Below are 25,026 nucleotides of genomic sequence, written 5' to 3'. Positions count from 1 at the left end.
CCGGGCAAACTTACCATTCCGCGCAAGATACGGTTGCTCACCGACCCGGATATCGGCCGTCGTGACCTAGTAATTGCTCGGCGCGGCCTCGTTCGGGATGCCGTCGATCGGGCATTCGGCCGTGCCCGGCGTCGAGCGCGTCATCGCCTCGACCATGTCCCGCGTGCCTTCCGGATCCGCGATCCAGTTCTTGTAGAAATCATAGGGACAGGCCGCGACGCCGCGCGGGCTCTCGCCCGAATTGATCATGCCGGTGTAGCCGCGGTGGACCAGCTTGTAGAGATGGTTCTGCGACTGGCCGTTGCGGCGGGCATCACGGATCAGATGCTTCGAGAGCTGCGCATACTGGATGCCGTAGTCCTCCTCACCGCACTCGCCGAGCGTGCGACCGTCGAAGCCGATGATCGCGGAGTGGCCGAAATAGGAATAGACGCCGTCGAAGCCGGCGGCGTTGGCAACCGCGACATAGACATTGTTGGCCCACGCCATCGCCTTGGAGATCAGGATCTGCTGCTCCTTGGCCGGATACATGTAGCCCTGGCAGCGCACGATCAACTCGGCGCCCTTCATGGCGCAGTCGCGCCAGATCTCAGGAAAATTGCCGTCATCGCAGATAATCAGGCTGACCTTCATGCCCTTCGGGCCATCGGAGACATAGGTGCAATTGCCGGGATACCAGCCCTCGATCGGCACCCAGGGCATGATCTTGCGATACTTCTGCACGATCTCGCCCTGGTCGTTCATCAGGATCAGCGTGTTGTAGGGCGCCTTGTGCGGATGCTCCTCATGGCGCTCGCCGGTCAGCGAGAACACGCCCCACACTTTTGCCTTGCGGCAAGCCTCGGCGAAAATCGCGGTCTCCTCTCCGGGCACGGCCGAGGCGGTCTCGTACATCTCCTTGGAGTCGTACATGATGCCTTGCGTGGAATATTCCGGGAAGATGACAAGGTCCATGCCGGGCAGGCCGGCCTTCATGCCCACCAGCATGTCGGCAATCTTGCGGGCGTTGTCGAGCACCTCCGCCTTGGTGTGCAGGCGGGGCATCTTGTAGTTGACCACTGCGACGCCGACGGTGTCGTTGCTGCTGGAAATATCGCCGTGAAGCATTTGAGCGCTCCTGTCTTTTATTGGTTTGAGGTCATCGCGTTTGTCAGTGGCTGATCATCCAGGGCCGCGCCGTCGGAAAGCCCTTGGCGCCGCTCCTGGTCTTGGTCACCAGCCGCGCCGGCTTCGTCTTCTCCGACGTGCTCCTGTCCTTCACGGTCTTGCCCGACGAGCAGCAGCCGCAACCGGGGCCGTGCGAGGCCTTGTATTGCGCGAGCGTCTGCGGCGCGTGCGAGCTGCGCTCGTTGACGGCGTGAGCCTTGCGCTTCTCCGTCGGCATGCAGAAGAAGTTTGGTGCGGTCAGGATGACGCGTGGCGCCATCGCCTCGCAATGCGGACAGTTTTGCGGATCGTCGCATTCCGCCATCGGGCGCAGATCCTTGAACGGACCGCAATCGTCACAGAGATATTCATAGACCGGCATCTTGTGTCCCTTCGCGCTCGGTGATGTCCGCTGACCTCTCCCCGTAAGAACGGGGAGAGGGAGAGCAGTGATCATTTGTCCGGCGAGATCGGCATCTCGATATCGCCGGTGATGTGCTTGATGGGACCAGCCGCCGACGGCATCACGTCGAAGTCGAATATCTCCGTCGGCAGCCATAGCGTGGCGCAGGCATTGGGCACGTCGACCACGCCGGAGATGTGGCCCTGAACCGGTGCGGTGCCAAGGATCGAATAGGCCTGGGCGCCGGAGTAGCCGAACTTCTTCAGATATTCGATCGCGTTGAGGCAGGCCTGACGATAGGCGATGGTGACGTCGAGATAGTGCTGCTTGCCCTGCTCGTCGACCGAGATGCCTTCGAAGATCAGATAGTCCTTGTAGTTCGGCGTGATCGGCGACGGCTTGAAGATCGGGTTCTTGATGCCGTATTTCGACATGCCGTCCTTGATCACCTCGACCTTCAGATGCAGCCATCCGGCCATCTCGATCGCGCCGCAGAAGGTGATCTCGCCATCGCCTTGGCTGAAGTGCAGGTCGCCCATCGAAAGACCGGCGCCGGGCACATAGACCGGGAAGTAGATTTTCGAGCCGCGGGAGAGATCCTTGATGTCGCAATTGCCGCCGTGCTCGCGCGGCGGCACCGTGCGCGCACCTTCGGCGCCGATCTTGGCCTTGACGTCTCCCTTGGCACGACCGCCATGGGCCGTCGCCGCAAACGGCGGATTGGCCAAACCGGGCACGCGGGTCGGGTCGGTCGAGATCAGCTCGGCCTCGCGCTTGTTCCAGGTCTCCAGCATCTTGGGATCGGGCAGACAGCCGATCAGGCCGGGATGGATCAGGCCTGCGAAATTCACGCCAGGCACGTGGCGCGACGAGGTGTAGAGACCCTTGATGTCCCAGATCGACTTCTGCGCCAGCGGGAAGTGGTCGGTGAGGAAGCCGCCGCCATTCTGCTTGGAGAAGAAGCCGTTGAAGCCCCACAGGCTCTCCTTCATCGGGCCGACGTCGAGCAAGTCCACCACGAGGAGGTCGCCAGGTTCCGCGCCCTTGACGCCGATCGGACCGGAGAGGAAGTGCACGATCGAGAGATCGATATCGCGCACGTCGTCGGCGGAATCGTTGTTCTTGATGAATCCGCCGGTCCAGTCATAGGTCTCGATGATGAAATCGTCGCCGGGATTGACCCAGGACACCATTGGAATGTCGGGGTGCCAGCGGTTGTGCACCATGTCATTTTCGTAAGCCGACTTGGTGAGATCGACCTTGATCAGTGTCTCTGGCATCGAGAAGCTCCCCTTTTACACGGTTGGTTAGACGGACAGATATTTCGAGACCTGCGCAGCATCGACGCTGTCGCGCGGGTCGTCGCGCACGATGGCGCCGTTCTCGATCACCAGCACGCGGTCGGCGATATCGAGCGCAAAGCTCAGGACCTGCTCGGACACCACGATCGACAGGCCCTTTTCATCGCGGATGCGCTTGAGCGTCCGCGCCATCTCCTTGATGATTGACGGCTGAATGCCTTCAGTGGGCTCGTCCAGCAGCAACACCTTCGGCTTGGTTGCGAGCGCGCGGGCAATCGCCAATTGTTGTTGTTGCCCGCCGGAGAGATTGCCACCGCGACGATCCTTCATCTCCAGCAGAACCGGAAACAGCTCATAGATGTCGCTAGGCACCTCGGTCCCGCCGGAGACGACGAGCCCGGTCTCGATGTTCTCCTTCACCGTCATGGTGGAGAAGATCATGCGGCCCTGCGGCACATAGGCGAGGCCTTTGGCCACGCGCTCGTAGCTCGGCAACCCGCCGAGCTCGGCACCGTCCATGGTCACCGAGCCGCTCTTCGCCGGAAGGATACCCATCAGCGATTTCATCAGCGTGGTCTTGCCCATGCCGTTGCGGCCCATGATCGCGACGATCTCATTGGGCGCGACCTTGACGTTGAGCCCGTGCAGCACCTCGCTCTGGCCGTAGGCGACGTGGAGATCTGAAATTGCCAGCATTGATGCGCTCCTAGGCCCGGTGTGTCTCCCTTCTCCCCTTGTGGGAGAAGGTGGCGCGGGCGAAGCCCGCGACGGATGAGGGGTCAGCATCCGCGGATTCGACGGGCAGTTTGATGCGCGGAGAGATACCCCTCACCCGGATCGCTTGCGCGATCCGACCTCTCCCACAAGGGGAGAGGTGCACCGTCGGTGCTGCAGCAGACTTGCTCGAATTCATCATGCTCAATGCCCCAAGTACACTTCGATAACCTTGGGATCGTTCTGCACCTTCTCCATGGTCCCCTCGGAGAGGATCTGGCCCTGGTGGAGCACGGTGACCTTGTGTGCGATGTCCTCGACGAACTTCATGTCGTGCTCGATCACCAGCACCGACCGATTCTTGATAATGCGGTTGAGGAGCTCGGCGGTCTTGGCCCGCTCGGACACGCTCATCCCGGCGACGGGCTCGTCGAGCATCAGGAGGTCCGGATCCTGGATCAGCAGCATGCCGATCTCGAGCCACTGCTTCTGACCATGGCTGAGCAGATCGGCGCTCATGTTCAGCCGATCCTTCAGGAAGATCATCTCGGCGACTTCGTCCACCCGGTCGCGCACGGCAGCATCGCGGGTGAAGGTCAGCGCGCCGAACACCGAACGCCCGCGCGGATAGGAGATCTCCAGGTTCTCGAACACCGTGAGATCGTCGTAGATCGACGGGTTCTGGAATTTGCGGCCGACGCCGGTCTTGACGATCTCGTTCTCCTTCATCCGCGTCAGCTCCTTGCCGCGGAACTGGATCGAGCCCGACGTCGCTTTGGTCTTGCCGCAGATCAGGTCGAGCACCGTGGTCTTGCCGGCTCCGTTCGGACCGATGATGACGCGGATCTCGTTCTCGTCGACATAGAAGGAGAGATCGTTGACTGCCTTGAACCCGTCGAAGGAAACGGTCAGGGCTTCGACAGCGAGCAGGAATTCCTTGGGCTGATGACCGACGAGCATGATCTATCTCCTCACTGCCAGCGTGGCATCGGCATCGTGATGACCTACGAGCATGATGATCTCCTCACTCGGCCGGGGCGCCGTCGGCGACCGAGCTGTCGGTCCAGCCTTCAGGCTTGGGTTTGCGCGGCGAGATCAGGCGGTCGATGCGCGGCTGCACATAGTCGCCCCAGATTCCGGCAAGACCGTTCGGGAATGCGAGAACCACGGCGATGAACAGGCCGCCGAGACCAAACAGCCACAATTCGGGGAACGTTTCCGACAGGCTGGTCTTGGCGAAATTGACCAGCAGCGTGCCGTAGACGGCGCCGAGGATCGACAGCCGGCCGCCGACCGCGGTGTAGATCACCATTTCGATCGACGGCACGATGCCGACAAAGGACGGCGACATGAAGCCGACATTGAGGGCGAACATCGCGCCGCCGATCGCAGCGAATACGGCGGCGATGCAGAAGGCGAAGATCTTGAAATTCGCGACGCTGTAGCCGGAGAACCGGACCCGATCCTCCTTCTCCCGCATCGCGACCAGGATGCGCCCGAGCTTGGAGTGCCGGATGAACTGCGCGATCATGATGCAGACGAACAGGCATCCGACCTCGAAGAAATACAGCACGACCTTGGCGTGATCGGGCCGGATGTCCCATCCCTTCAGCGTCCGCAGATCGGTCATGCCGTTGATGCCGCCGGTGTAGCCTTGCTGGCCCACGATCAGGATAGTGAGGATGGCCGCGACCGCCTGGGTGATGATGGCGAAGTACGTGCCGCCGACCCGGCGCTTGAACATCGCGGTACCGATGATCAGGGCGAAAATGCCGGGCACCAGGATGATGGCGGCGATGGTGAAGGTTAAGCTGTTGAAGGGCTTCCAGAACAGCGGCAGTGCCGTGATCTGATTCCAGTCCATGAAATCTGGAATGCCGGGGGTCGACTGGATCTTGGTGTTCTCCACGCTCGATGCCTCGAGCTTGAGGAACATCGCCATGCAGTAGCCGCCGAGCCCGAAGAACACGCCCTGGCCGAGGCTGAGAATGCCGCCATAGCCCCAGCAGACCACCAACCCCAGCGCGACGAAGGCATAGGTCAGGTATTTCGCGACCAGGTTGAGCCTGAAGACGTCGAGCGTGAGCGGCAGCACCACCACCAGGAAGACTGCGAGCACCAGAATTCCGATGAGCTCCGATCGATTGAAGAACCGATTGTCGGTCATTGCATCAGCCTCTGTTTCTCACTTGCGGACCTTGAGGGCGAACAGCCCCTGCGGACGCAGCATCAGGATTCCGACAACGGCGAGCAGCGTCAGCACCTTGGCCATCGAGCCCGACATGAAGAACTCGAGGGTGGATTGCGTCTGAGAGATCGAGAAGGCCGAGGCGATGGTGCCGAGCAGGCTTGCGGCGCCGCCGAACACGACCACCAGGAACGTGTCGACGATGTAGAGCTGCCCGGAGGTCGGCCCGGTCGAGCCGATCATGGTGAAGGCGCTGCCGGCGACGCCGGCGATGCCGCAGCCGAGGCCATAGGTATAGCGATCGACTTTCTCGGTGTTGATGCCGACCGCGCCGGCCATGATGCGGTTCTGCACCACCGCGCGGACCTGGCGCCCCCAGCGCGATTTGTACATTACATACGCGACGGCGATCGTGATCAGCAGGGTCAGGCACATCACGAAGACGCCGTTGATCGGCACCTCGATGCTGTCGGTGACGTGCAGCGATCCGAGCATCCATTGCGGCAACTCGACGCCGACCTCACGCGCACCGAATACGGAGCGATAGGCCTGCTGCAACATCAGGCTGAGGCCCCAGGTCGCAAGCAGCGTATCAAGCGGGCGCTTGTAGAGATGCCGTATCAGCACCCATTCCACCAGCATTCCCAACGCGCCGGATGCGACAAAGGCGAGGATCATCGCGAGGAAGAAGTAGCCGCTGAACAGGCTCGGCAAATAGGCCTGGAAGAAATTCGATGTCATCCAGGTGACGTAGGCCCCGAGGATCATGAACTCGCCGTGGGCCATGTTGATGACGCCCATCTGGCCGAAGATGATCGCAAGACCGAGCGCCATCAGCACATAGACAGAGAACAGGATCAGTCCTGCAAAGCCCTGCATGACGAAAATGGAGCCAAGGTCACCAAGCGAGTAGTCGCCGAACATCGATGTCCTCCGTCAGGGATGAGGTCCCGCGTCGCGAGCAGATTCGCGACGCGGGGGTCTTGGGCATAGACTTGCAATCCATGCCAGGGAGCGGCTCGAGCTTGGGGAAACCGCGGCGGTCGCCGCGTCTCTTACTGGTAGCCCTTGGGGAACGGATCCGGCTCGACGAGATCGGCGGTCTCGTAGATCAGCTCGAACTGGCCATCGAGCTTGGCGCGTCCCACCCGGGTCTTCGACCAGAGGTGATGGTTCTCGTGGATGCGCACGTAGCCTTCCGGCGCGCCCTTGAACTCGACGCCGGGTGAAGCCGCCGCGATCTTGTCGACGTCGAACGAGCCGGCCTTCTCGACCGTCAACTTCCACAGCCACGGGCCGAGATAGGCAGCCTGGGTGACGTCTCCGATCACGGTCTTCTCGCCCCACATCTTCTTGAACGCGGGCACGAAGGCCTTGTTGTTCGGATTGTCGAGCGACTGGAAGTACTTCATGCAGGCATAGGCGCCCGCGATGTTCTCGCCGCCGATGCCGTCGATTTCGTCCTCGGTCACCGAGATCGTCAGCAGCGCCTGCTTGGAGAGGTCGATGCCGGCGGCCTTGAGCTGCTTGTAGAAGGCGACGTTGGAGCCGCCGACCACGTCGGTGAAGATCACGTCGGGCTTGGTCAGCTTGATCTTGTTGATGACCGAGTTGAACTGGGTGTTGCCGAGCGGATAGTACTCCTCGCCGACAACCTTGCCCTTCAGCACGTTCTCGACGTGCTTGCGCGCGATCTTGTTCGAGGTGCGCGGCCAGATGTAATCGGAGCCGACGAAGAAGAACGACTTCGCGCCCTTCTCCTTGGCGATCCAGTTCAGGCCGGCGAGAATCTGCTGGGTCGCTTCCTGGCCGGTATAGATCACGTTCTTGGACTGCTCGAGGCCTTCGTAGAAGGTCGGGTAGTAGAGCATGCCGTTATACTGCTCGACGACCGGCAGCACAGCCTTGCGCGAGGCCGAGGTCCAGCAGCCCATGATCGCCGCGACCTTGTCGTTGACGAGCAGCTTCTTGGCCTTTTCCGCGAAGGTCGGCCAGTCGCTGGCGCCGTCTTCCTGGATGAACTTGATCTTGCGGCCGAGCACGCCGCCGGCGGCGTTGATCTGCTCGATGGCGAGCTTTTCGGCTTCGATCGAGCCGGTTTCGGAGATGGCCATGGTGCCGGTAGCGGAGTGTAGGATGCCCACCGTCACCTCGGTATCGGTCACCGCGAGGCCGGTGGTGTTGATCGCCGAGGTCGCCGGGGTCTGCGCAAAGGACGCCCGCGGCAGCATCGTGATGGCCGGGACGGCAGCGATTCCCATCAATAGTTTGCGCCGGAGCGGCGACAAAAGGCCCTTGGTTTCTTCGTCTGACATGAGCACCCCACTGTTTGTTCGAGGACACGCGATTGGTACCGTGAGGATGGCTCGAATTTGTGCACTGCAAGCATACGCAAGATCGCGTATACTGCACCGCAAAATAGCGACGTAGGCTTTTGGTACGGGATTTGCGAGTTCACGAGAGGTTCGGACGAGTTCGGGAGTGGGGTGTAAGTGGCAGGGCGGCAGCGAATAGACCGCGTCAGGCGCCAGTACAATCAATGGGTCGCCAACCAGACGCTGGAAGACTACGCGCTGCGCTTCACCGCCAAAAGCGCACGACGCTGGTCCGCTGCTCGCGTCGCCAACACCGCGATTGGTGCGATCTCCTTCCTGGTGCTGGAGGCAATCGGCGGCACCATCACCCTCAACTACGGCGTTACCAACGCCGCAGCCGCAATCCTCGTCGTCTCCACCATCATCTTCTTCTGCGGCGTGCCGATTGCCTATTATGCAGCCAAGTGCGGCATCGACATTGACCTGCTCACGCGCGGCGCCGGCTTTGGCTATATCGGCTCGACAATCACCTCGCTGATCTACGCCTCCTTCACCTTCATCTTCTTCGCGATCGAGGCGGTGATCCTGGCAACCGCGCTGGAGATGTGCTTAGGCATCCCCCGCCCGATCGGCTACCTCATCAGCGCCGTCGCGATCATTCCGCTCGTGACCTACGGCATCACGCTGATCAGCCGCTTCCAGCTCTGGACACAGCCGCTCTGGGTCGTCCTGCACATCCTGCCTTTCGCCGCGATTGCATGGGCCAGCCCGCACTCCTTCACGGAATGGCACAAATTCGCCGGCGAGCACGGCGACCTCGGCGGCCATTTCGATCTGTTGCTGTTCGGCGTCGCATCCTCCGTGGTGTTCTCGCTGGTGGCGCAGATCGGCGAGCAGGTCGACTTCCTGCGATTTCTGCCGCGCGACCGCCGCACCTCCAGGGCCTCATGGTGGATCGCGCTGATGAGCGCGGGGCCGGGCTGGATCGTGCTCGGCGCGCTGAAGCTTCTGGCCGGCTCGTTCCTCGCCTTCTTCGCGCTGAGCCACGGCGTGCCACCCGAAGAGGCGGCCGAGCCCGCACATATGTATGTCGTGGCCTTTCGCTACGTGCTGTCGGACCCGGATCTCGCGCTGGCCTTGACCGGCTTCTTCGTGGTGCTGTCGCAGATCAAGATCAACGTCACCAACGCCTATGCCGGCTCGATCGCCTGGTCGAATTTCTTCTCGCGCCTGACGCACAGCCATCCCGGACGCGTGGTCTGGCTGGTGTTCAACGTGATGGTGGCGCTGCTGCTGATGGAGATCGGCGTCTACAAGGCGCTGGAGCAGACGCTCGCGCTCTACTCCAACGTCGCGATCGCCTGGGTCGGCGCGCTGGTGTCCGATCTCGTCATCAACAAGCCGCTCGGCCTGCGCCCGCCGCAGATGGAGTTCAAGCGGGCGCATCTCTACGATATCAATCCGGTCGGCGTCGGCGCGATGACGCTCGCGATCATCGTCTCGATCGCGGCATTCTACGGCCTGTTCGGCCCGACCATGAAGGCTCTCGCCGCCTTCGTCGCGCTGACGGTGGCCTTCGTCACCGCGCCGATCATTGCCTGGCTGACCGACGGAAAATTCTACATCGCGCGCAAGCCGAAGCGGAGCTGGGCCAATATCGAGGCGATCCAGTGCTGTATCTGCGAGCACAGTTTTGAACCGGAGGACATGACGTCCTGCCCTGCTTACGCCGGCCCGATCTGCTCCTTGTGCTGCTCGCTCGATGCACGCTGCCACGACCTCTGCAAACCGCACGCGCGGGCGCAGGTGCAATTTGCGGACGCGCTCGGCAAGATCCTGCCGCAGCCGATCTATGCGCGCATCAACTCGCAGTTCGGCCACTATATCGGCGTCTTCGTGGTCTCGGCGGGTCTCGTCGCGCTGGTGCTCGGGCTGATCTATCTGCAGACCTCGGCGAGCGTGCATGGCGAGAACGCGCTTGTCTCCAACGTGCTGTGGAAGGTGTTCTTCTCGCTCAGCATCATCATCGGCGTGGTCGCCTGGCTGTTCGTGCTGGCGCAGCAGAGCCGCCGCGCCGCGGAGGCCGAGACACGGCGGCAAACGACGCTGCTGATCCAGGAGATCGACGCGCACAAGCGCACCGATGCCGAGCTCCAGCGCGCCAAGGAGGTCGCCGAATCCGCCAATCTCGCCAAGAGCCGCTATGTGGTGGGGCTGAGCCATGAGCTGCGCTCGCCACTGAATGCGATCAGCGGCTATGCCCAGCTGCTGGAGCAGGATTCAACGCTCAACACCAAGCCGCGCGACCAGGTCCGCGTCGTCCGCCGCAGCGCCGATCATCTCTCCGGCCTGATCGACGGCATCCTGGACATCTCCAAGATCGAGGCGGGACGGCTTTATCTGTCGCGCGACGAGGTGCGGCTCAGCGAATTCCTCGATCAGCTCGTCGGCATGTTCCGGCTTCAAGCCGGCGCCAAAGGCATCGACTTCGTGTTCAGGCGTCCGGCGACATTGCCGACGGTGGTCTATGCCGACGAGAAGCGGCTGCGTCAGGTGTTGATCAACCTTCTCTCCAACGCCATCAAATTCACCCAGATCGGCAGCGTGCAGTTTATCGTGCACTACCGCAGTCCTGTTGCCGAATTCGAGGTGACCGATACCGGCCCCGGTATCCAGGGCGACGATCTCGAACGCATTTTTGCGCCGTTCGAGCGCGGCGCGCTTGGAGTCTCGCAACCGCATACGGGCACAGGACTGGGGCTCACCATCAGCCGGTTGCTCGCCGGCGTGATGGGCGGCGACATCAAGGTTGCGAGCACGGTCGGCCGCGGCAGCACCTTCAAGGTGAAGATGCTGCTGTCGGAGGTGACCAACCCCAGGCGCATCGCGCCGGTGGAGGCCCCGGTCTCCGGCTATCACGGCCAGCGCAAGACCATCCTCATCACCGACGACGACCCCGTGCATCGCGACCTCCTGCGCGAGGTTCTGACCCCGCTCGGCTTCATCCTGCTCAGCGCTGCCGACGGACCGGGCTGCCTCGCGCTGGCGCAGCATTGCCGGCCCGATCTGTTCCTGCTCGACATCTCGATGCCGGGCATGGATGGCTGGACCGTTGCGGAGCAACTGCGCGCAAACGGACATCATCAGGCGCGGATCCTGATGGTGTCGGCGAGCGCGCTGGAGGCGCATGGCGCACCGCTCGCACAGCCCTTCCACGACGGCTATCTGATGAAGCCGATCGACATCCCGCGGCTGCTGGAAACTATCCGCCAACTCCTCAAGATCGAATGGCAATATGGCTCCGACGAGATCGTCGTGCCGTTGTGGCACCCCGAAAGCGGCTCACGGCCACCGGTCAGGCACATCGAAGCGCTGATCGGGCTCGGCCAGATCGGCTACGTCAAGGGCATCCAGCTGAAGCTCGACGAGATCGGCAGCGAGCATCCGGAACATGCCGACTTCGTCGCCCAGATGCGATCGTTGGTCGATCGCTTCGATCTCGACCAGTACATGACCACATTGAAAACATTGCATGCTTATGAGCATTGAGACAAAAAAGCGCGACGTCGCGCTCGTTGTCGACGACTCTCCCGAAACGCTGCGGCTTCTCACCGATGCGCTCGACGGCGCCGGGATGACGGTGATGGTTGCGCTCGACGGCGCGAGCGCGATGCGCATCGTGGACCAGATCACGCCCGACATCGTGCTGCTCGACGCCGTGATGCCCGGCCTGGATGGCTTCGAAACCTGCCGGCGGCTCAAGCGCGACGCGGGCCTTGCCAATGTCCCCGTGATCTTCATGACGGGCCTCGCCGAGACCGAGCATATCGTGCGCGGGCTGGACGCCGGCGGCGTCGACTACGTGACCAAGCCGATCGTGATCGAGGAGATGCTGGCCCGCATCCGCGTCCATCTCGGCAATGCGCGGCTGACCCAGAGCGCGCGCACTGCACTCGACGTCTCCGGCCGTTTCCTGTTCGCGGCCAACCGCCTGGGCCACATCCTGTGGGCGACGCCGCAAGCGCAAAAGCTGCTGGCCGATCATCACGGCGCGCAGGCCGACGACTTCGTCCTGCCGGCGTCAATGCTGCAATGGTTGGAGCAGGCGAAAGGCAAGGGCAGCGCGAAGTCGCAGGCCGCTTCCCTGCCCGACAATCCGCAACTCCGGTTCTATTACATGGGCGAGACCGCGCCGAACGAGTTCCTACTGCGGCTGTCGAAGGAGTCCGGCACCGCGCTGCCGCCGGAGTTCACCAGCGAGCTCGGCCTCACCACCCGTGAGGGCGAGGTGCTGGTCTGGCTCAGCAAGGGCAAGACCAATCGCGACATCGCGCAGATCTTGGGCCTCAGCCCGCGCACCGTCGACAAGCATCTCGAGCAGATCTACGCCAAGCTGGGCGTAGAGAACCGGACCGCGGCGGCAGCGATCGCGACGAATGCGACAAGGAGGAATTCGTAGTTTCGCTAGGACGAGTTGGGGTGCTACCGCCCACAAATGCTGTCGTCCCGGACAAGCGCAGCGAAGCGGAGCATCGATCCGGGACCCATAGCCACGGGGAGATGTTTGGCGAAGGTTTGTAGTTGCGGGACGGTCACCACCCGCAACCGATAGATTCCGCGGTATGGGTCCCGGATCTGCGCTTACGCTTGTCCGGGACGATAGCGGTGTGTGTGGCAACCGCTACCGCCCCCCAACGAACAACAACCTCACCCATAAACAAACGCCCCGTCATCCAGATCTGTCTTCGGGATCTCGTCCTTCTCGGTCCAGTAGTCCTGGCTGTGCTGCCATTCCGGCTTGTCGCCGCGCTTCGGCAACAGCTTCATGTCGCGCATGATATAGCCGGGGTTGAAGTTTTCCGGATCGATCCACGGCAGTATCGGCATGTTGTGGTCTTCGGCGCGCAAGCTCACCTCGACCTTCTCGCTGCCCTTCGCCTTCATGTGGCCGAGCAGCCGGCAGACGAAGTCCGCAACGAGATCCACACGCAGCGTCCAGCTCGCGCGGAAATAGCCGAACACCCAGACCATATTCGGCACGCCTGTGAACATCATGCCGCGATAGGTCACGGTGTCGCCGAAGGCGAGCGGCTTGCCGTCGATCTCGAAGGCGATGTCGCCGAGTGCCGAGAGGTTGAAGCCGGTCGCGGTGACGATGACGTCGGCCGCCAGCAGCTTGCCGGATTTGAGCTGGATGCCGTTCTCGACGAAGCATTCGATCTCGTCGGTGACGACCGAGGCCTTGCCGCCGGCAATGCCCTTGAACAGATCGGCATCGGGAACGAAGGCGATGCGCTGCCGCCACGGGCGATAGCTCGGCGTGAAATGCGTCTCGACGTCGTAGTCCGGGCCGAGGACTGCGCTGATCTGGCCGATCAGCTCCTTCTTCACCTGCTCCGGCTTGGACAAGCAGAGCTTTGTGAACGCGTCCTGCTCGAACAGAATCTTGCGGCGGACGATCTCGTGAATCCAGGCTTCGTCGACCTGGAGCCGCCGCAATTCCTCCGCGATCTCGATGGCGTTGCGGCCCAGGCGGAAATAGGTCGGCGAGCGCTGCAGCATGGTGACATGCGCGCATGTATCTGCGATGTTCGGCACCAGCGTCGCAGCGGTCGCGCCCGAGCCGATCACGACGACCTTCTTGGCCTTGAGATCGATATCATCCGGCCAGGTCTGCGGATGGACAATGCGCCCCTTGAAGCGGTCCAGGCCCTTCCATTCCGGCGTGTAACCTTCGGAATGGCGATAATAGCCCTGACACATCCAGAGGAAATTGGCGGTGAAGGTCTTTGTCTCGCCGGTGTCGGTCGTCACCGCCTCGATGGTCCAGAGGTTCTGCTCGCTCGACCAGCTCGCCGAGTTGATCTTGTGCTTGTAGCGGATGTGGCGGGCGATATCGTTGTCGTCGATCACCTCGTTCATATAAGCGAGGATCTCCTCGGCGGTTGCAATCGGCGGCCCGACCCAGGGCTTGAAGCTGTAGCCGAAAGTATGGAGATCACTATCCGAGCGAATGCCGGGATAGCGATGCGTGCTCCAGGTCCCGCCGAACGTCGCCTGTGTCTCCAGGATGACGTAGCTCGTGCCGGGAAGCTGCTTCGTGACGTGATAGGCGCTCCCGATGCCGGAGATGCCGGCACCGACGATCAGCACGTCGAAATGTTCTGAAGCCTGTTTGGCCGTGGCGTGACTGCGAACAGCGACATTCATTGTTGCTTCTATGCCTTGTCTTTTTCAGGTCGCCCTTGATGGGCAACGCGTTTCCTCCGCGACGGGCATGGTCCCCAACCGCGCTTCCTCCGCAAAATGGCATAGATCAAGTCGCGATCAAACTACAACGCCGCGCCCCAGCTCCGCGCGGTCTGCAAGATCCAGTCGCGGTAGAGCGTCAGCGGCGTGACCCCGGTCAATCCGCCGCAGCCGGCGGCACCATTCGGTCCCGTCGACCAGCTGATGACACCGACCAGCACGGCACCGTTCGGCTTGTCCTCGAACACGGGGCCACCGGAATCGCCGGTGCAGGCGCCGATTCCGTCGCGAACACCGTTGGTTACGGGATCGACCAGGCGGATCTGGAGCGTGCCGGGCTGGCCCGTGGCAATGAGCGCAGCAACCCGCGTCGTGCCGCCGCTCTTGCCATCGCCGCGCACGGTGACGCCGATACCGGCGATGGTGAAGCGGCTGCCAACCGGGATTGGAATATTCGGCATACCGACCGGCACCGTCGATTTTCCCTTGAGTGGAATTTCCAGTTGCAGCAATGCAACGTCGGCCGTCGCGCGATGCGCCTGCATCGCCTGCATGTTGAAGCTGGGATGGATCGCGACAGTTCGCACATTCAGTAGCTGTGGCGCGCCATCGGGGCCATGATCAACGATCTTGTAGTCGGCGCCGGGCTGCACGCAGTGCGCGACGGTGAGCACCAGTTTCGGCGCAATCAGACTGCCGGTGCAGAAATTGCCGCGCGAGCCCACGATGGTAACGACTGCGCGCGCGACGCCGTCGGCTTGCGGCGTGCCGCCACCGACGATGGCATGAGCGGGCGTCGCGAGCGTCAGCGCGGCTACGGTGAGAATGACAAGCTTCTTCATGGGAACACGCCTTGGCGTCAGCATGGGTGCAGGCGCGGGATTGCTTCAGACTGGCCCTTGCCGATAGCGCATGCTAGCCCTCTTGGAAAGGAACTGACGAGGGCAGGATAGTGGCGATCGAGGCTGTGATCTTCGATTTTGGCGGCGTGTTGACGAGCTCGCCGTTCGAGGCGTTCGCGCGATACGAGACCGAGCGCGGCCTGCCCCTCGACATCATCCGGCGCACCAATGCCGCCAATCATCTGGAGAACGCCTGGGCCAAGTTCGAGCGCGCCGAAGTCGATATCGATACCTTCGACAAGCTGTTTGCCACGGAGTCGCGTGCACTCGGCGCAGAGGTGCGCGGGCGCGACGTGCTGCCGCTGGTCCAGGGCGATTTGCGTCCTGAAATGGTCGAGGCGCTGAAGCGCATCAAGGCACAATTCAAGACCGGCTGCATCACTAACAATCTGCCGGCCAACGCTATCGGCAGCATGACCGGGCGTTCACTCTACGTCGCCGAGGTCATGGTGCTGTTCGACCACGTCATCGAATCCGCCAAGATCGGCCTGCGCAAGCCCGACCCGCGCATTTACCAGCTGATGGTCGAGACGCTGAAGGTCGATCCGGAGAAATGCGTTTATCTGGACGACCTCGGCGTCAATTTGAAGCCCGCGCGCGAGATGGGCATGACCACGATCAAGGTCACGAGCGGCGCGCAGGCGATCAAAGACCTTGAAGCCGCAACCGGATTGAACCTGAGCTAGCGCGTCATTCTCCGTCATTGCGAGCGCAGCGAAGCAATCCAGAGTCTTTCCGCGGAGACGGTCTGGATTGCTTCGCTGCGCTCGCAATGACGACTGTGGCGAGAGGTCACCTAACCAAACCTACTCCGCCGCGGCGGCGATCCGCTCGGGGAAGGCGGCGGCGAGCGAAGCACGATCCGGCTTCAGCACGCCGCGCTCGGTGATGAGGCCGGTGACGAGACGCGCCGGGGTCACGTCGAAGGCGTAGTTCGCGACGGGCGAGCCCTCCGGCACGATGCGCACTGTCTCCAGCCGGCCATCGGCCGTGCGGCCGGTCATGTCGGTGACCTCAGCGCCGCTGCGCTGCTCGATCGGAATGTCGCGAATGCCGTCATTGACGGAGAAGTCGATCGTCGGCGACGGCAGCGCGACATAGAACGGCACGTCGTTGTCATGCGCGGCGAGCGCTTTCAGATAGGTGCCGATCTTGTTGCAGACGTCACCATTGGCGGCGACGCGGTCGGTGCCGACGATGGCGAGATCGACCATGCTGTGCTGCATCAGATGTCCGCCGGTATTGTCAGGAATCACCGTGTGCGGCACGCCATGATGCCCGAGCTCCCAGGCGGTAAGCGAGGCGCCCTGGTTGCGCGGCCGGGTCTCGTCGACCCAGACATGGATCTTGATGCCGCGCTCATGTGCGAGATAGATCGGTGCGGTCGCGGTGCCCCAGTCGACGGTAGCGAGCCAGCCGGCATTGCAATGGGTCAGCACGTTCACCACTTCGCCCGGCTTCTTCTTCGCGACGATCGCCTCGATCAATGCAAAACCGTTGGCGGCAATGCCGCGGTTGATCTCGACATCCTGCTCGACGATCTCGTCGGCGCGGGCGTAGGCTGCTTCCGCACGTTCCACCGGGTCGATCGGCGCGAGGGTCGCGCGCATCTCGTCCAGCGCCCATTTCAGATTGATCGCGGTCGGCCGCGCCACGACCAGCGTCTCGTAAGCGCGCGCCAGGCCGGCGTCGGAGGCGTCTTCGCGCATCGCAAGCGCCATGCCGTAAGCCGCCGTCGCGCCGATCAGCGGCGCACCACGCACCAGCATATCGCGAATCGCAACTGCCGCGTCTTCGCATGAGGTCAGCTTCGCAACGACAAACTCATGCGGCAGCCTGCGCTGGTCGATCGCGCCGACCGACCAGCCGTCGCGCTCGCGCCAGATGCTGCGGAAATTCTTGCCGTCGACCTTCATGGCATTTTGCCTTTCGTCTCAACCGCGCAGGATGCGCCCCGCCACCGCATCGAGCTTCTTCAGAATCTCGGGATCGCGCGCCTCGGGCGCGGTGATCAGCGCGGTGTCGAGCGCACGGTCCGAACCGATCGGGCATGGCTCGTGCTCGCGCGGAAAATCCTTGGCGAGGCGGGCCACCAGCGCCTTGGCCTTATCGGCGTTGGAGGTCAGCACGCGGATGATGTCCTGCACGGTGACGGCGTCGTGATCGGGATGCCAGCAATCGAAATCCGTCACCATCGCGACGGTCGCGTAGCAAATCTCGGCCTCGCGGGCGAGTTTCGCCTCGGGCATGTTGGTCATTCCGATCACCGAATAGCCCAGCGCCTTGTAGGTCATGCTTTCCGCATAGGTGGAGAATTGCGGCCCTTCCATGCAGACATAGGTGCCGCTGCGCGCGATCGCGATGCTCTCGGCCTCGGCCGCCGCGGCAAGGTGAATCCGCAGCCGCGGCGAGACCGGATGCGCCATCGAGACATGCGCGACGCAGCCCTTGCCGAAGAACGAGCTCTCGCGCTTGTGGGTGCGATCGACGAACTGGTCGACGAGAACGAAGATGCCGGGTGGCATCTCCTCCTTGAAGGAGCCGCAGGCCGACAGTGAGATCAGGTCGGTGACGCCGGCGCGCTTCAGCACGTCGATATTGGCGCGGTAGTTGATGTCGGAGGGCGACAGGCGGTGGCCCTTGTCATGACGCGGCAGGAACACGATCGGCAGGCCTGCGATGGTACCGCGCCGCACGGGCGCCGACGGCTCGCCCCAAGGGCTCTTGATCACCTCTTCGTGCGCGCCCTCGAGACCCGGCAAATCGTAGATGCCGGAGCCGCCGATGATGCCCAATACCGCCTGCGTCATGCCTGCTCCACCCCGTTCGCGACCCGCGACATGGTTAAGCTATGCCAGTTTTGCGGCAGTTTTGGAACGGGTGCTGTGGTCTTGCCGGGCCGAAAGAAGCCTGCGCCGAACTTAGGCCGCCGTCGCCGGCTGCAGCTGGGTGGCGACCATGCGTTCCAGCGTCTCGACGGACTGGAAATTCTCCGGCGTAATCTCGGTTTGCGGAATCGTGAAGTCGAACTCGGCTTCGACGCCGAGCATCAGATTGACCATGTCCATCGAGGTCAGGCCGGCATCGACGAGTTTCGTCGACGGCGTGACATTGGCGGTGAGCGCGTTCTGCGCGAGGATGCCCTTCACCAGCTTGGTGATGCGATTGCGCAAATCGGTATCGAAGGCCTGCATCGGCAAATTCCCATCTGTCTAAAAAAGGTCGGACCGGTTGCCGGGTACGATGGGCACGACGGGCCGGCCCCGCAATGGGCGTCACCATTACTTCGCGTTTCTTAGTAAACGATGAGTCAGATTGTCCGAAATTCCGGCTCCTTCCAAAACCCTAACACGACACCCGGACTTTCGGCGATGCAAACAACCGGGCCTTAACTGTTCGTTCGGAATTGCAGTTCGTTTACCTTCTATTTCATCGACGAATTTGAATTAAATCCGTAGCCTCCAATCACAAGCAAAGATGGTCGGATGATTGCGAACGGCATCGCAAATGATGCCTGCGGTCTCGAACGACGAAACGGAGGCGGACGAGCATGAACGTGCGTGAAGCAGTCCTGACTGTCGACGAGACCCAAGCGAGCCTTCTCGAAGGCCCCTCCTTGATCGAGCGTGCGGCTCGCACCGCCACCGTGGCAGCGGCCGACGCCGACGGCGTCGATCGCGACGCCCGCTTCCCCCACAAGGCTTTTGATATCGCCCGCGAGCAGAAGTTGCTGGGCGTTATGATCCCGGTCGAATTCGGTGGCTTCGGCGCCTCGATCTACGACGTCACCGACATCTGCTACACGCTCGGACGCGCGTGCGCTTCGACAGCGATGATCTACGCGATGCATACGACCAAGGTCGCCTGCGTGATCCGCCACGGTCACGGCATTCCCTGGATGGAAACCATGATGCGCCGGGTCGCCCGAGACCAGTGGCTGCTGGCCTCCTCCACCACCGAAGGCCGGAATGGCGGCAACATCCGCGCCAGCGCGGCCGCGGTCGACCACGCCGGCGACACCGTCTCGCTGGTGCGCGACGCCACCGTGATCTCCTACGGCGCCCAGGCCGACGGCCTCGTCACCATCGCACGCCGCGCCACCGAGGCCGCTGCTTCCGACCAGGTGCTGCTGGCGCTCGCCAAGGACGACTATTCGCTGAAGCAGACGCAGGGCTGGGAAACGCTCGGTATGCGCGGCACCTGCTCGACCGGCTTCGAGCTGAAGGTCGACTGCTCCGCCGACCGCGTATTCCCGGAAGCCTATGACAAGATCCACGCCCAGACCATGACGCCGTTCGCGCATCTGTGCTGGTCGTCGGCCTGGGCCGGCATTGCCGCTGCTTCGGTCACGCGTGCGCAGGCTTTCGTTCGCAAGGCGGCCCGCAGCTCCGGCGGTCAGATGCCGCCCGCGGCCGCGCACTTCACCGCCGCAAAAATGTCGCTGGCCAAACTGCGCGCATTGATATCGGCCAATCTCGACGCCTTCGCCCGCGCCGAGCATGACGAGCGCGCGCTCGGCTCGCTCGACTTGCAGTCCTCGATCACGCTGTTGAAGGTGCAGGCCTCCGAGCTTGCGGTCGAGACCGTGATGCATGCGATGCGCACCGCGGGCCTGTCCGGCTACCGTAACGACGGCGAGTTCACCATGGGCCGCCACCTGCGCGACGTGCTGTCGTCGCCGATCATGATCAACAACGACCGCATTCTCGCCAATGCCGCCACCTCGACCCTGATGAGCGGCATTCCGGCAAGCCTTCGAGACTGACAAGCCTTCTGACAAGTCTTCCCGACTGACGTGCTTTCGAGACCAACAAGAATAATTGCCGATAACAGGAAGTCGAACATGAACATTGCTGTTCTCCCCAACTCGCCCGAAACTGCACCGCAGATCGTCGATCCGCTCGATCATCTCGTCGAAAAGCTGTTCCATCGCATGGGCTCGGACGGCGTCTACGCCCGTACCGCGCTCTATGAGGGTATCGTCGAGAAGCTCGCCGCGCTGATCACCAGCAATCGCGAAGCCGGCACCGAGGTGATGCGCTTCCCGCCGGTGATGAGCCGCGCCCAGCTGGAGAAATCCGGCTACCTCAAGAGCTTTCCGAACCTGCTCGGCTGCGTCTGCGGCCTGCATGGCACCGAACGCGAGATCAACGCCGCGGTGAGCCGCTTCGATGCCGGTGGTGACTGGACTTCGTCGCTCTCGCCGGCCGACCTCGTGCTGTCGCCCGCGGCCTGCTATCCCGTGTATCCGATCGCAGCAAGCCGCGGCCAGCTGCCGAAGGGCGGCCTGCGCTTCGACGTCGCGGCCGACTGCTTCCGCCGCGAACCGTCAAAGCATCTCGACCGGCTGCAATCGTTCCGGATGCGCGAATATGTCTGCATCGGCACCCCCGATGACGTCGCCGATTTCCGCGAGCGCTGGATGGTGCGCGCGCAGGCAATCGCGACCGATCTCGGCCTGACCTTCCGCGTCGACTATGCCAGCGACCCCTTCTTCGGCCGCGTCGGCCAGATGAAGGCGGTGAGCCAGAAACAGCAGCAACTCAAGTTCGAGCTGCTCATCCCGCTGCGCTCCGAAGAGCAACCAACCGCCTGCATGAGCTTCAACTATCACCGCGAACATTTCGGCACGACCTGGGACATCCAGGACACCAATGGCGAGCCCGCGCACACCGGTTGCGTCGCCTTCGGCATGGACCGGCTCGCGGTCGCGATGTTCCACACCCACGGCACCGATCTCTCCGCGTGGCCCGCCAAGGTGCGGGACATTCTGGACATGCAGTCGCGGGTCGCGGCGGATGCCCACGGCGAAGGCTGGCGCTAAGGCAAGAGGCCGATCATTTCCACGGGTAAGACGAGCGTGATCCACACCAAGGTCCGATGTCGCGAGATCACCGAAGCCGACGTCGATGCGGTCGCGGACCTGTTGACGCGTGGCTTCGTCGGCCGCTCGCGCAATTACTGGATCCAGGGACTGCGCCGGCAGGCCTTCCGGCCGGTGCCGGACGGCTATCCGCGCTTCGGCTACATGCTCGACAATGACGGCACGCCGGTCGGCGTGCTGCTGCTGATATACACCACGCGCAAGGATCGCGAGGAGACCGCCATCCACTGCAATCTGTCGAGCTGGTACGTCGAGCCGGCCTACCGCAATTACGCGCCGCTGCTGACCAAGATCGCGCAGCGGCACAAGCACGTCACCTATCTCAACATCAGCCCGGCCGTCTGGACCTGGCCGATCATCGAGACGCAGGGCTTTCGCGCCTATTGCCGCGGCCTGTTCTTCTCGGTGCCGGCGTTGTCGCGCGCGCCGCGCTGGAGCAAGATCGAGGTCATCTCGCAGCACACCAAGCAGATCGAAGGGCTCTCCGACGAAGAGACCGAGCTGCTGACCCGGCACGCGCGCTACAATTGCCTCAGCCTGGTCTGCCGCACGCCGAAAGGAGTCTTCCCCTTCATCCTGCAACCGGTGCGCATCCGCCGCGGTTTCATCGCACCGCCGGCGATGCAGCTGATCTACTGCCGCAGTGCCGCCGAATATGCCGCCTGCGCCGGCCGCATTGGCCGGCTGCTGCTGCGGCTTGGCAAGATCTCGGTGATCGTCGATTCGAACGAGCCCATCCCCGGCCTTGTCGGTATTTATACCGAGCGCCGCGGCCGCAAATATTTCAGGGGTCCGCACCGCCCGCGACTGGCCGACCTCACGGATACGGAACTCGTGCTGTACGGGCCGTAGAAGCAGCGTCTGCTGCGCAGCCATCGCCAACTCAGGCTTGCAAGCACCTCAGCATCTCTCGCGCCCGAGGTCCGCACTCTCTCCATCACCGGTCACCCTCCGTAAACTACGGCGCTTAAGGGAATTTTCCCGCCTCTTCGCTACGCTCGGTGGCTGAATTACGTTGCGCTAAGTCTATTGCCACCGAGATCCACTGGTCCCATGACGTCGACCCGCGACAACGAGCTCGGTGCGCGCCGCGAGCAAGGCCAGCAGGCCCTGCTCTCGCTGAGCCAGCTTGCGCTCGACGGCATGGAACAAGGCGTCTGCGTTTACGATGCCGACAACCGGATCGTGCTGGTCAACCGCCGGTATATCGAGCTGTTCGGCATGTCGGCCGACATTGTCCGGCTCGGAACGCGCTACCGCGACGTGCTCGCCCACAGCGTGGCGCTCGGCAATATCCGGGCAAGTGACCTTGACGCGCTCTACGCTGCGCGGATCGCATTGATCGCGGCCGGCAAGCCATTCCATACGCGGCAGACACTCGCCAGCGGCCTGGTCATCACGCTCGAGCTGAAGCCGCTTCCCGACGGCGGCTGGATGACGATCTGTGACGATGTCAGCCGCCTCGCCCGGCTCGAGGTCGAGCTGCAACTTCAGACCGAGCGCAGCCAGCACGCGCTCGCCAACATGTCGCACGGCCTCATCATGTATGACGCCGACAGCCGCGTCGTCGTCTGCAACGAACGCTTCTTGCAATTCTACAACCTGGACCCTGAGGTCCTGAAGTCGGGCATCTCGCATAGCACGGCCATCGAGCACTGGCTGTCGCGCGGTAACACGGCGGATATGTCCGCAGACGAGTTCCGCGAGACCCGGATCAACGACGTCCGGACCAGGAGCCCGAAAACCGTTCTCGTGACGCGCTATGACGGCCGCAGGGTACAGGCCGTATCCAGATTCATGCCAGACGGCGGCTGGGTCACCGTGCATGAGGACGTCACTGAGCGGCTGCAGCACGAAGAGACGCTGAAGCAGCAAAATCTCATGCTGGATGCGGCGCTCGAAAACATGGCGCATGGCCTCGCGTTCTACGACAGCGACATGCGCCTGCGCATCTGCAACTCCACCTACCAGCAGATCTATCGGCTGTCGCCGGAGGATAGCAAGCCCGGCACGCATCTCGCCGAGCTGATCGAGCGCTCGATGACGAACGGCGCCTTCGCTTCCGAATACAGCCCGCAACAGCTCGTTGAAGCTGCCAGCGCGCGCATCGCGAACCGCGATTCCTCTCCGATGCGGAGGAGCATGTCGAACGGCACCGTGATCTCGGTTCGCTATTGCGCGCTGCCCGAGGGCGGCTTCGTCGCCACCTACGAGGACATCACCGAGCGCGAACGCGCGGTCGAGGAGCTGAGTGAGCAGTATCGCCGCTTCGACGCGGCGCTGAACAACATGAGCCAGGGCCTGTGCATGCTCGATGCGAGCCTCCACGTCATCGTCTGCAACCGCCGCTACATCGAGATGTACGGCCTGTCGCCCGACATTGTGAAGCCCGGCGTCTCGATGCGCGAGATCATGGAGCACAGCTGCGATCTCGGCATCCATCCGAACACCACCGCCGCCAAGATCTATGCCGACTATGTCGAGCGGCTGCGCGAGGGCGAGCACACGCTGCACCGCCATTTGAGCGACGGCCGCATCATCAAGCTCAACCACAAGCGGATGGAGCATGGCGGCTGGGTCGTCACCTATGAGGACGTCACCGAGCGTCATAAGGCCCAGGCCCGGGTCGCGCACATGGCGCAGCACGACTCCCTGACTGACTTGCCCAACCGCACGCTGTTCCGCGAGAAGATGGGCGAGGGGCTGAACCAGGTCGCGATCGCCGGCGGCGCCATGGCCGTGCTGTGCTTCGACCTCGACAATTTCAAGACCGTCAACGACCGGCTCGGCCACGCCGCCGGCGACCGGTTGCTGCGCTGGGTCGCGGCGCGGCTAAGGGAGAATGCCGGCGAGCACGACACCGTCGCCCGTCTCGGCGGCGACGAGTTCGCCGTGCTCCAGCGCGGACCGCAACCGCAATCGGCGGAGCGGCTGGCACGCCGCCTGGTCGAGATCATCGGTCATCCGCCGCCGCTGGAGAGCCAGTCGATCCATGTCGGCGTCTCCGTCGGCATCGCGATCGCGCCCGACCACGGCCTCGACGCCGACGAGCTGATGAAATGCGCCGATCTCGCGCTGTACCAGGCCAAGGCCAAGGGACGCGGCGCCTATCAGCTGTTCGAGCCCGAAATGGAAGAAGAGGCGCGCAGCCGGCACGCACTGGAGCACGATCTGCGCGGCGCGCTGGAAGCCAACCAGTTCCATCTGGTGTTCCAGCCGCAGGTGCGGCTCGACACCACCGAGCTGACCGGCTTCGAGGCGCTGCTGCGCTGGAAGCATCCCTCGCGCGGCTTCGTCTCGCCGGCCGAGTTCATTCCGATCGCCGAAGAGAACGGGCTGATCGTTCCGATCGGCGAATGGGTGCTGCGTACCGCTTGCGCCACTGCGGCCTCATGGCCGGATGTCACGGTCGCGGTCAATCTGTCGCCGGTGCAGTTCCGCTCGCGTGGACTGGTGGCGATGGTGACGAGCGCGCTTGCAGAAGCCGGCCTGCCGCCGCGGCGGCTCGAGCTCGAGGTCACCGAGACGGCGCTGCTCGATGACAGCGAAGCCACGATCGGGATCCTGCACCAGCTCCGCACCCTCGGCGTGCGCGTCAGCCTCGACGATTTCGGCGTCGGCTATTCGTCGCTGAGTTACTTGCGCAAATTTCCGTTCGACCGCATCAAGATCGACCGCTCCTTCGTCGGCACGCTCGGCGAGAGCCCGGAAAGCGCCGCGATCGTCCGCACCATCGCAAGCCTCGGCGCCGTGCTCGGCGTCGAGACGACGGCGGAAGGGGTCGAGACCATCGAGCAGCTCGACTTCGTCCGCGAATGCGGCTGCACGGCGGTGCAGGGCTATTATTTCGGCAAGCCCTGCCCGGCGGCTGAGGTGGGGCTTACCATCGAGACGCTGAACGCAGTCCGCCGCGTGGCGTGAGCC

20 protein-coding genes are annotated in these 25,026 nt (G+C 63.1%); 7 read left to right on the top strand and 13 right to left on the bottom strand.

Translation table 11 applies throughout. The features are described 5' to 3' along the window. Positions 1-66 precede the first annotated feature (66 nt). From ABID59_RS25475 to urtA, 8 genes are all read right to left on the bottom strand, one after another. Positions 67-1,107: an aliphatic amidase gene (locus tag ABID59_RS25475; protein ID WP_148754357.1), complete on the bottom strand. Its 1,041-nt coding sequence runs from the start codon at positions 1,105-1,107 to the stop codon at positions 67-69. Between the two features lie 43 nt (positions 1,108-1,150). Continuing rightward, positions 1,151-1,528 carry an FmdB family zinc ribbon protein gene (locus ABID59_RS25470; RefSeq protein ID WP_354085195.1) on the bottom strand — a complete coding sequence of 126 codons (378 nt, stop codon included), beginning with the start codon at positions 1,526-1,528 and terminating at the stop codon, positions 1,151-1,153. A 71-nt stretch (positions 1,529-1,599) separates the two neighbouring features. Then, on the bottom strand, positions 1,600-2,829 hold the full coding sequence (gene fmdA / locus ABID59_RS25465) for a formamidase (RefSeq protein ID WP_354085194.1): 1,230 nt from the start codon (positions 2,827-2,829) through the stop codon (positions 1,600-1,602). 27 nt (positions 2,830-2,856) lie between these two features. After that, on the bottom strand, positions 2,857-3,546 hold the full coding sequence (urtE, locus tag ABID59_RS25460) for an urea ABC transporter ATP-binding subunit UrtE (RefSeq protein WP_148754354.1): 690 nt from the start codon (positions 3,544-3,546) through the stop codon (positions 2,857-2,859). Between the two features lie 222 nt (positions 3,547-3,768). Continuing rightward, positions 3,769-4,524, bottom strand: a complete 756-nt coding sequence (gene urtD, locus ABID59_RS25455; RefSeq protein ID WP_354031429.1) for an urea ABC transporter ATP-binding protein UrtD — start codon at positions 4,522-4,524, stop codon at positions 3,769-3,771. Between the two features lie 64 nt (positions 4,525-4,588). After that, positions 4,589-5,731, bottom strand: a complete 1,143-nt coding sequence (gene urtC, locus ABID59_RS25450) for an urea ABC transporter permease subunit UrtC (protein WP_148754352.1) — start codon at positions 5,729-5,731, stop codon at positions 4,589-4,591. Positions 5,732-5,749: 18 nt separating this feature from the next. After that, on the bottom strand, positions 5,750-6,676 hold the full coding sequence (gene urtB / locus ABID59_RS25445; protein WP_354031428.1) for an urea ABC transporter permease subunit UrtB: 927 nt from the start codon (positions 6,674-6,676) through the stop codon (positions 5,750-5,752). Positions 6,677-6,807: 131 nt separating this feature from the next. Then, positions 6,808-8,067 (bottom strand): urea ABC transporter substrate-binding protein, encoded by a 1,260-nt coding sequence (gene urtA, locus ABID59_RS25440; RefSeq protein WP_148754350.1) that lies wholly within the window; start codon positions 8,065-8,067, stop codon positions 6,808-6,810. A 177-nt stretch (positions 8,068-8,244) separates the two neighbouring features. Between urtA and ABID59_RS25435 the strand changes: the two genes are divergently transcribed. Then, positions 8,245-11,616 carry a hybrid sensor histidine kinase/response regulator gene (locus tag ABID59_RS25435; protein WP_354085193.1) on the top strand — a complete coding sequence of 1,124 codons (3,372 nt, stop codon included), beginning with the start codon at positions 8,245-8,247 and terminating at the stop codon, positions 11,614-11,616. After that, entirely contained in the window at positions 11,600-12,526 is a 927-nt protein-coding gene (locus ABID59_RS25430; protein ID WP_502916829.1) for a response regulator, read from the top strand. Before ABID59_RS25435 ends, ABID59_RS25430 begins: the two co-directional genes overlap by 17 nt. Positions 12,527-12,774: 248 nt before the next feature. On the opposite strand, the gene ABID59_RS25425 is transcribed toward ABID59_RS25430, so the two are convergent. Further along, positions 12,775-14,277 carry a flavin-containing monooxygenase gene (locus ABID59_RS25425; protein ID WP_354085192.1) on the bottom strand — a complete coding sequence of 501 codons (1,503 nt, stop codon included), beginning with the start codon at positions 14,275-14,277 and terminating at the stop codon, positions 12,775-12,777. A gap of 122 nt (positions 14,278-14,399) precedes the next feature. Continuing rightward, entirely contained in the window at positions 14,400-15,158 is a 759-nt protein-coding gene (locus tag ABID59_RS25420) for a S1 family peptidase (RefSeq protein ID WP_354085191.1), read from the bottom strand. A gap of 110 nt (positions 15,159-15,268) precedes the next feature. Between ABID59_RS25420 and ABID59_RS25415 the strand changes: the two genes are divergently transcribed. After that, positions 15,269-15,904, top strand: coding sequence for an HAD-IA family hydrolase (locus ABID59_RS25415; RefSeq protein ID WP_354085190.1), 636 nt, complete (start codon positions 15,269-15,271; stop codon positions 15,902-15,904). Between the two features lie 120 nt (positions 15,905-16,024). Here the strand turns inward: ABID59_RS25415 and mtnA are convergent, their stop codons facing one another. The 3 genes from mtnA to ABID59_RS25400 form a co-directional block, all read right to left on the bottom strand. Next, the gene (gene mtnA, locus ABID59_RS25410; RefSeq protein WP_354085189.1) at positions 16,025-17,134 is read right to left on the bottom strand and encodes an S-methyl-5-thioribose-1-phosphate isomerase; all 1,110 of its coding nucleotides are present in this window, start codon (positions 17,132-17,134) and stop codon (positions 16,025-16,027) included. A gap of 18 nt (positions 17,135-17,152) precedes the next feature. Continuing rightward, a complete protein-coding gene (locus ABID59_RS25405; protein WP_354085188.1) occupies positions 17,153-18,028 on the bottom strand; it encodes an S-methyl-5'-thioadenosine phosphorylase in 876 nt (291 codons plus the stop codon). A gap of 111 nt (positions 18,029-18,139) precedes the next feature. Next, a complete protein-coding gene (locus ABID59_RS25400) occupies positions 18,140-18,412 on the bottom strand; it encodes a phosphopantetheine-binding protein (protein ID WP_148754344.1) in 273 nt (90 codons plus the stop codon). Positions 18,413-18,768: 356 nt separating this feature from the next. Here ABID59_RS25400 and ABID59_RS25395 point away from each other — a divergent pair, with 356 nt between their 5' ends. The 4 genes from ABID59_RS25395 to ABID59_RS25380 all read left to right on the top strand — a co-directional run bounded on the left by ABID59_RS25395 (position 18,769) and on the right by ABID59_RS25380 (position 25,023). Continuing rightward, entirely contained in the window at positions 18,769-19,983 is a 1,215-nt protein-coding gene (locus ABID59_RS25395; RefSeq protein WP_354085187.1) for an acyl-CoA dehydrogenase family protein, read from the top strand. A gap of 78 nt (positions 19,984-20,061) precedes the next feature. Further along, positions 20,062-21,042 (top strand): amino acid--[acyl-carrier-protein] ligase, encoded by a 981-nt coding sequence (locus ABID59_RS25390; protein WP_354085186.1) that lies wholly within the window; start codon positions 20,062-20,064, stop codon positions 21,040-21,042. Between the two features lie 36 nt (positions 21,043-21,078). Continuing rightward, positions 21,079-21,954 (top strand): GNAT family N-acetyltransferase, encoded by an 876-nt coding sequence (locus ABID59_RS25385; protein ID WP_354085185.1) that lies wholly within the window; start codon positions 21,079-21,081, stop codon positions 21,952-21,954. A 201-nt stretch (positions 21,955-22,155) separates the two neighbouring features. Beyond that, positions 22,156-25,023, top strand: a complete 2,868-nt coding sequence (locus ABID59_RS25380) for a PAS-domain containing protein (RefSeq protein WP_354085184.1) — start codon at positions 22,156-22,158, stop codon at positions 25,021-25,023. The last annotated feature ends 3 nt before the right edge of the window (positions 25,024-25,026 follow it).

It is taken from the genome of Bradyrhizobium sp. S3.3.6 (genome assembly GCF_040546905.1).
Lineage (GTDB): Bacteria > Pseudomonadota > Alphaproteobacteria > Rhizobiales > Xanthobacteraceae > Bradyrhizobium > Bradyrhizobium cytisi.
The sequence above is the reverse complement of the archived record's forward strand: the minus strand, read 5'-3'. Positions and strand labels throughout refer to the sequence as shown.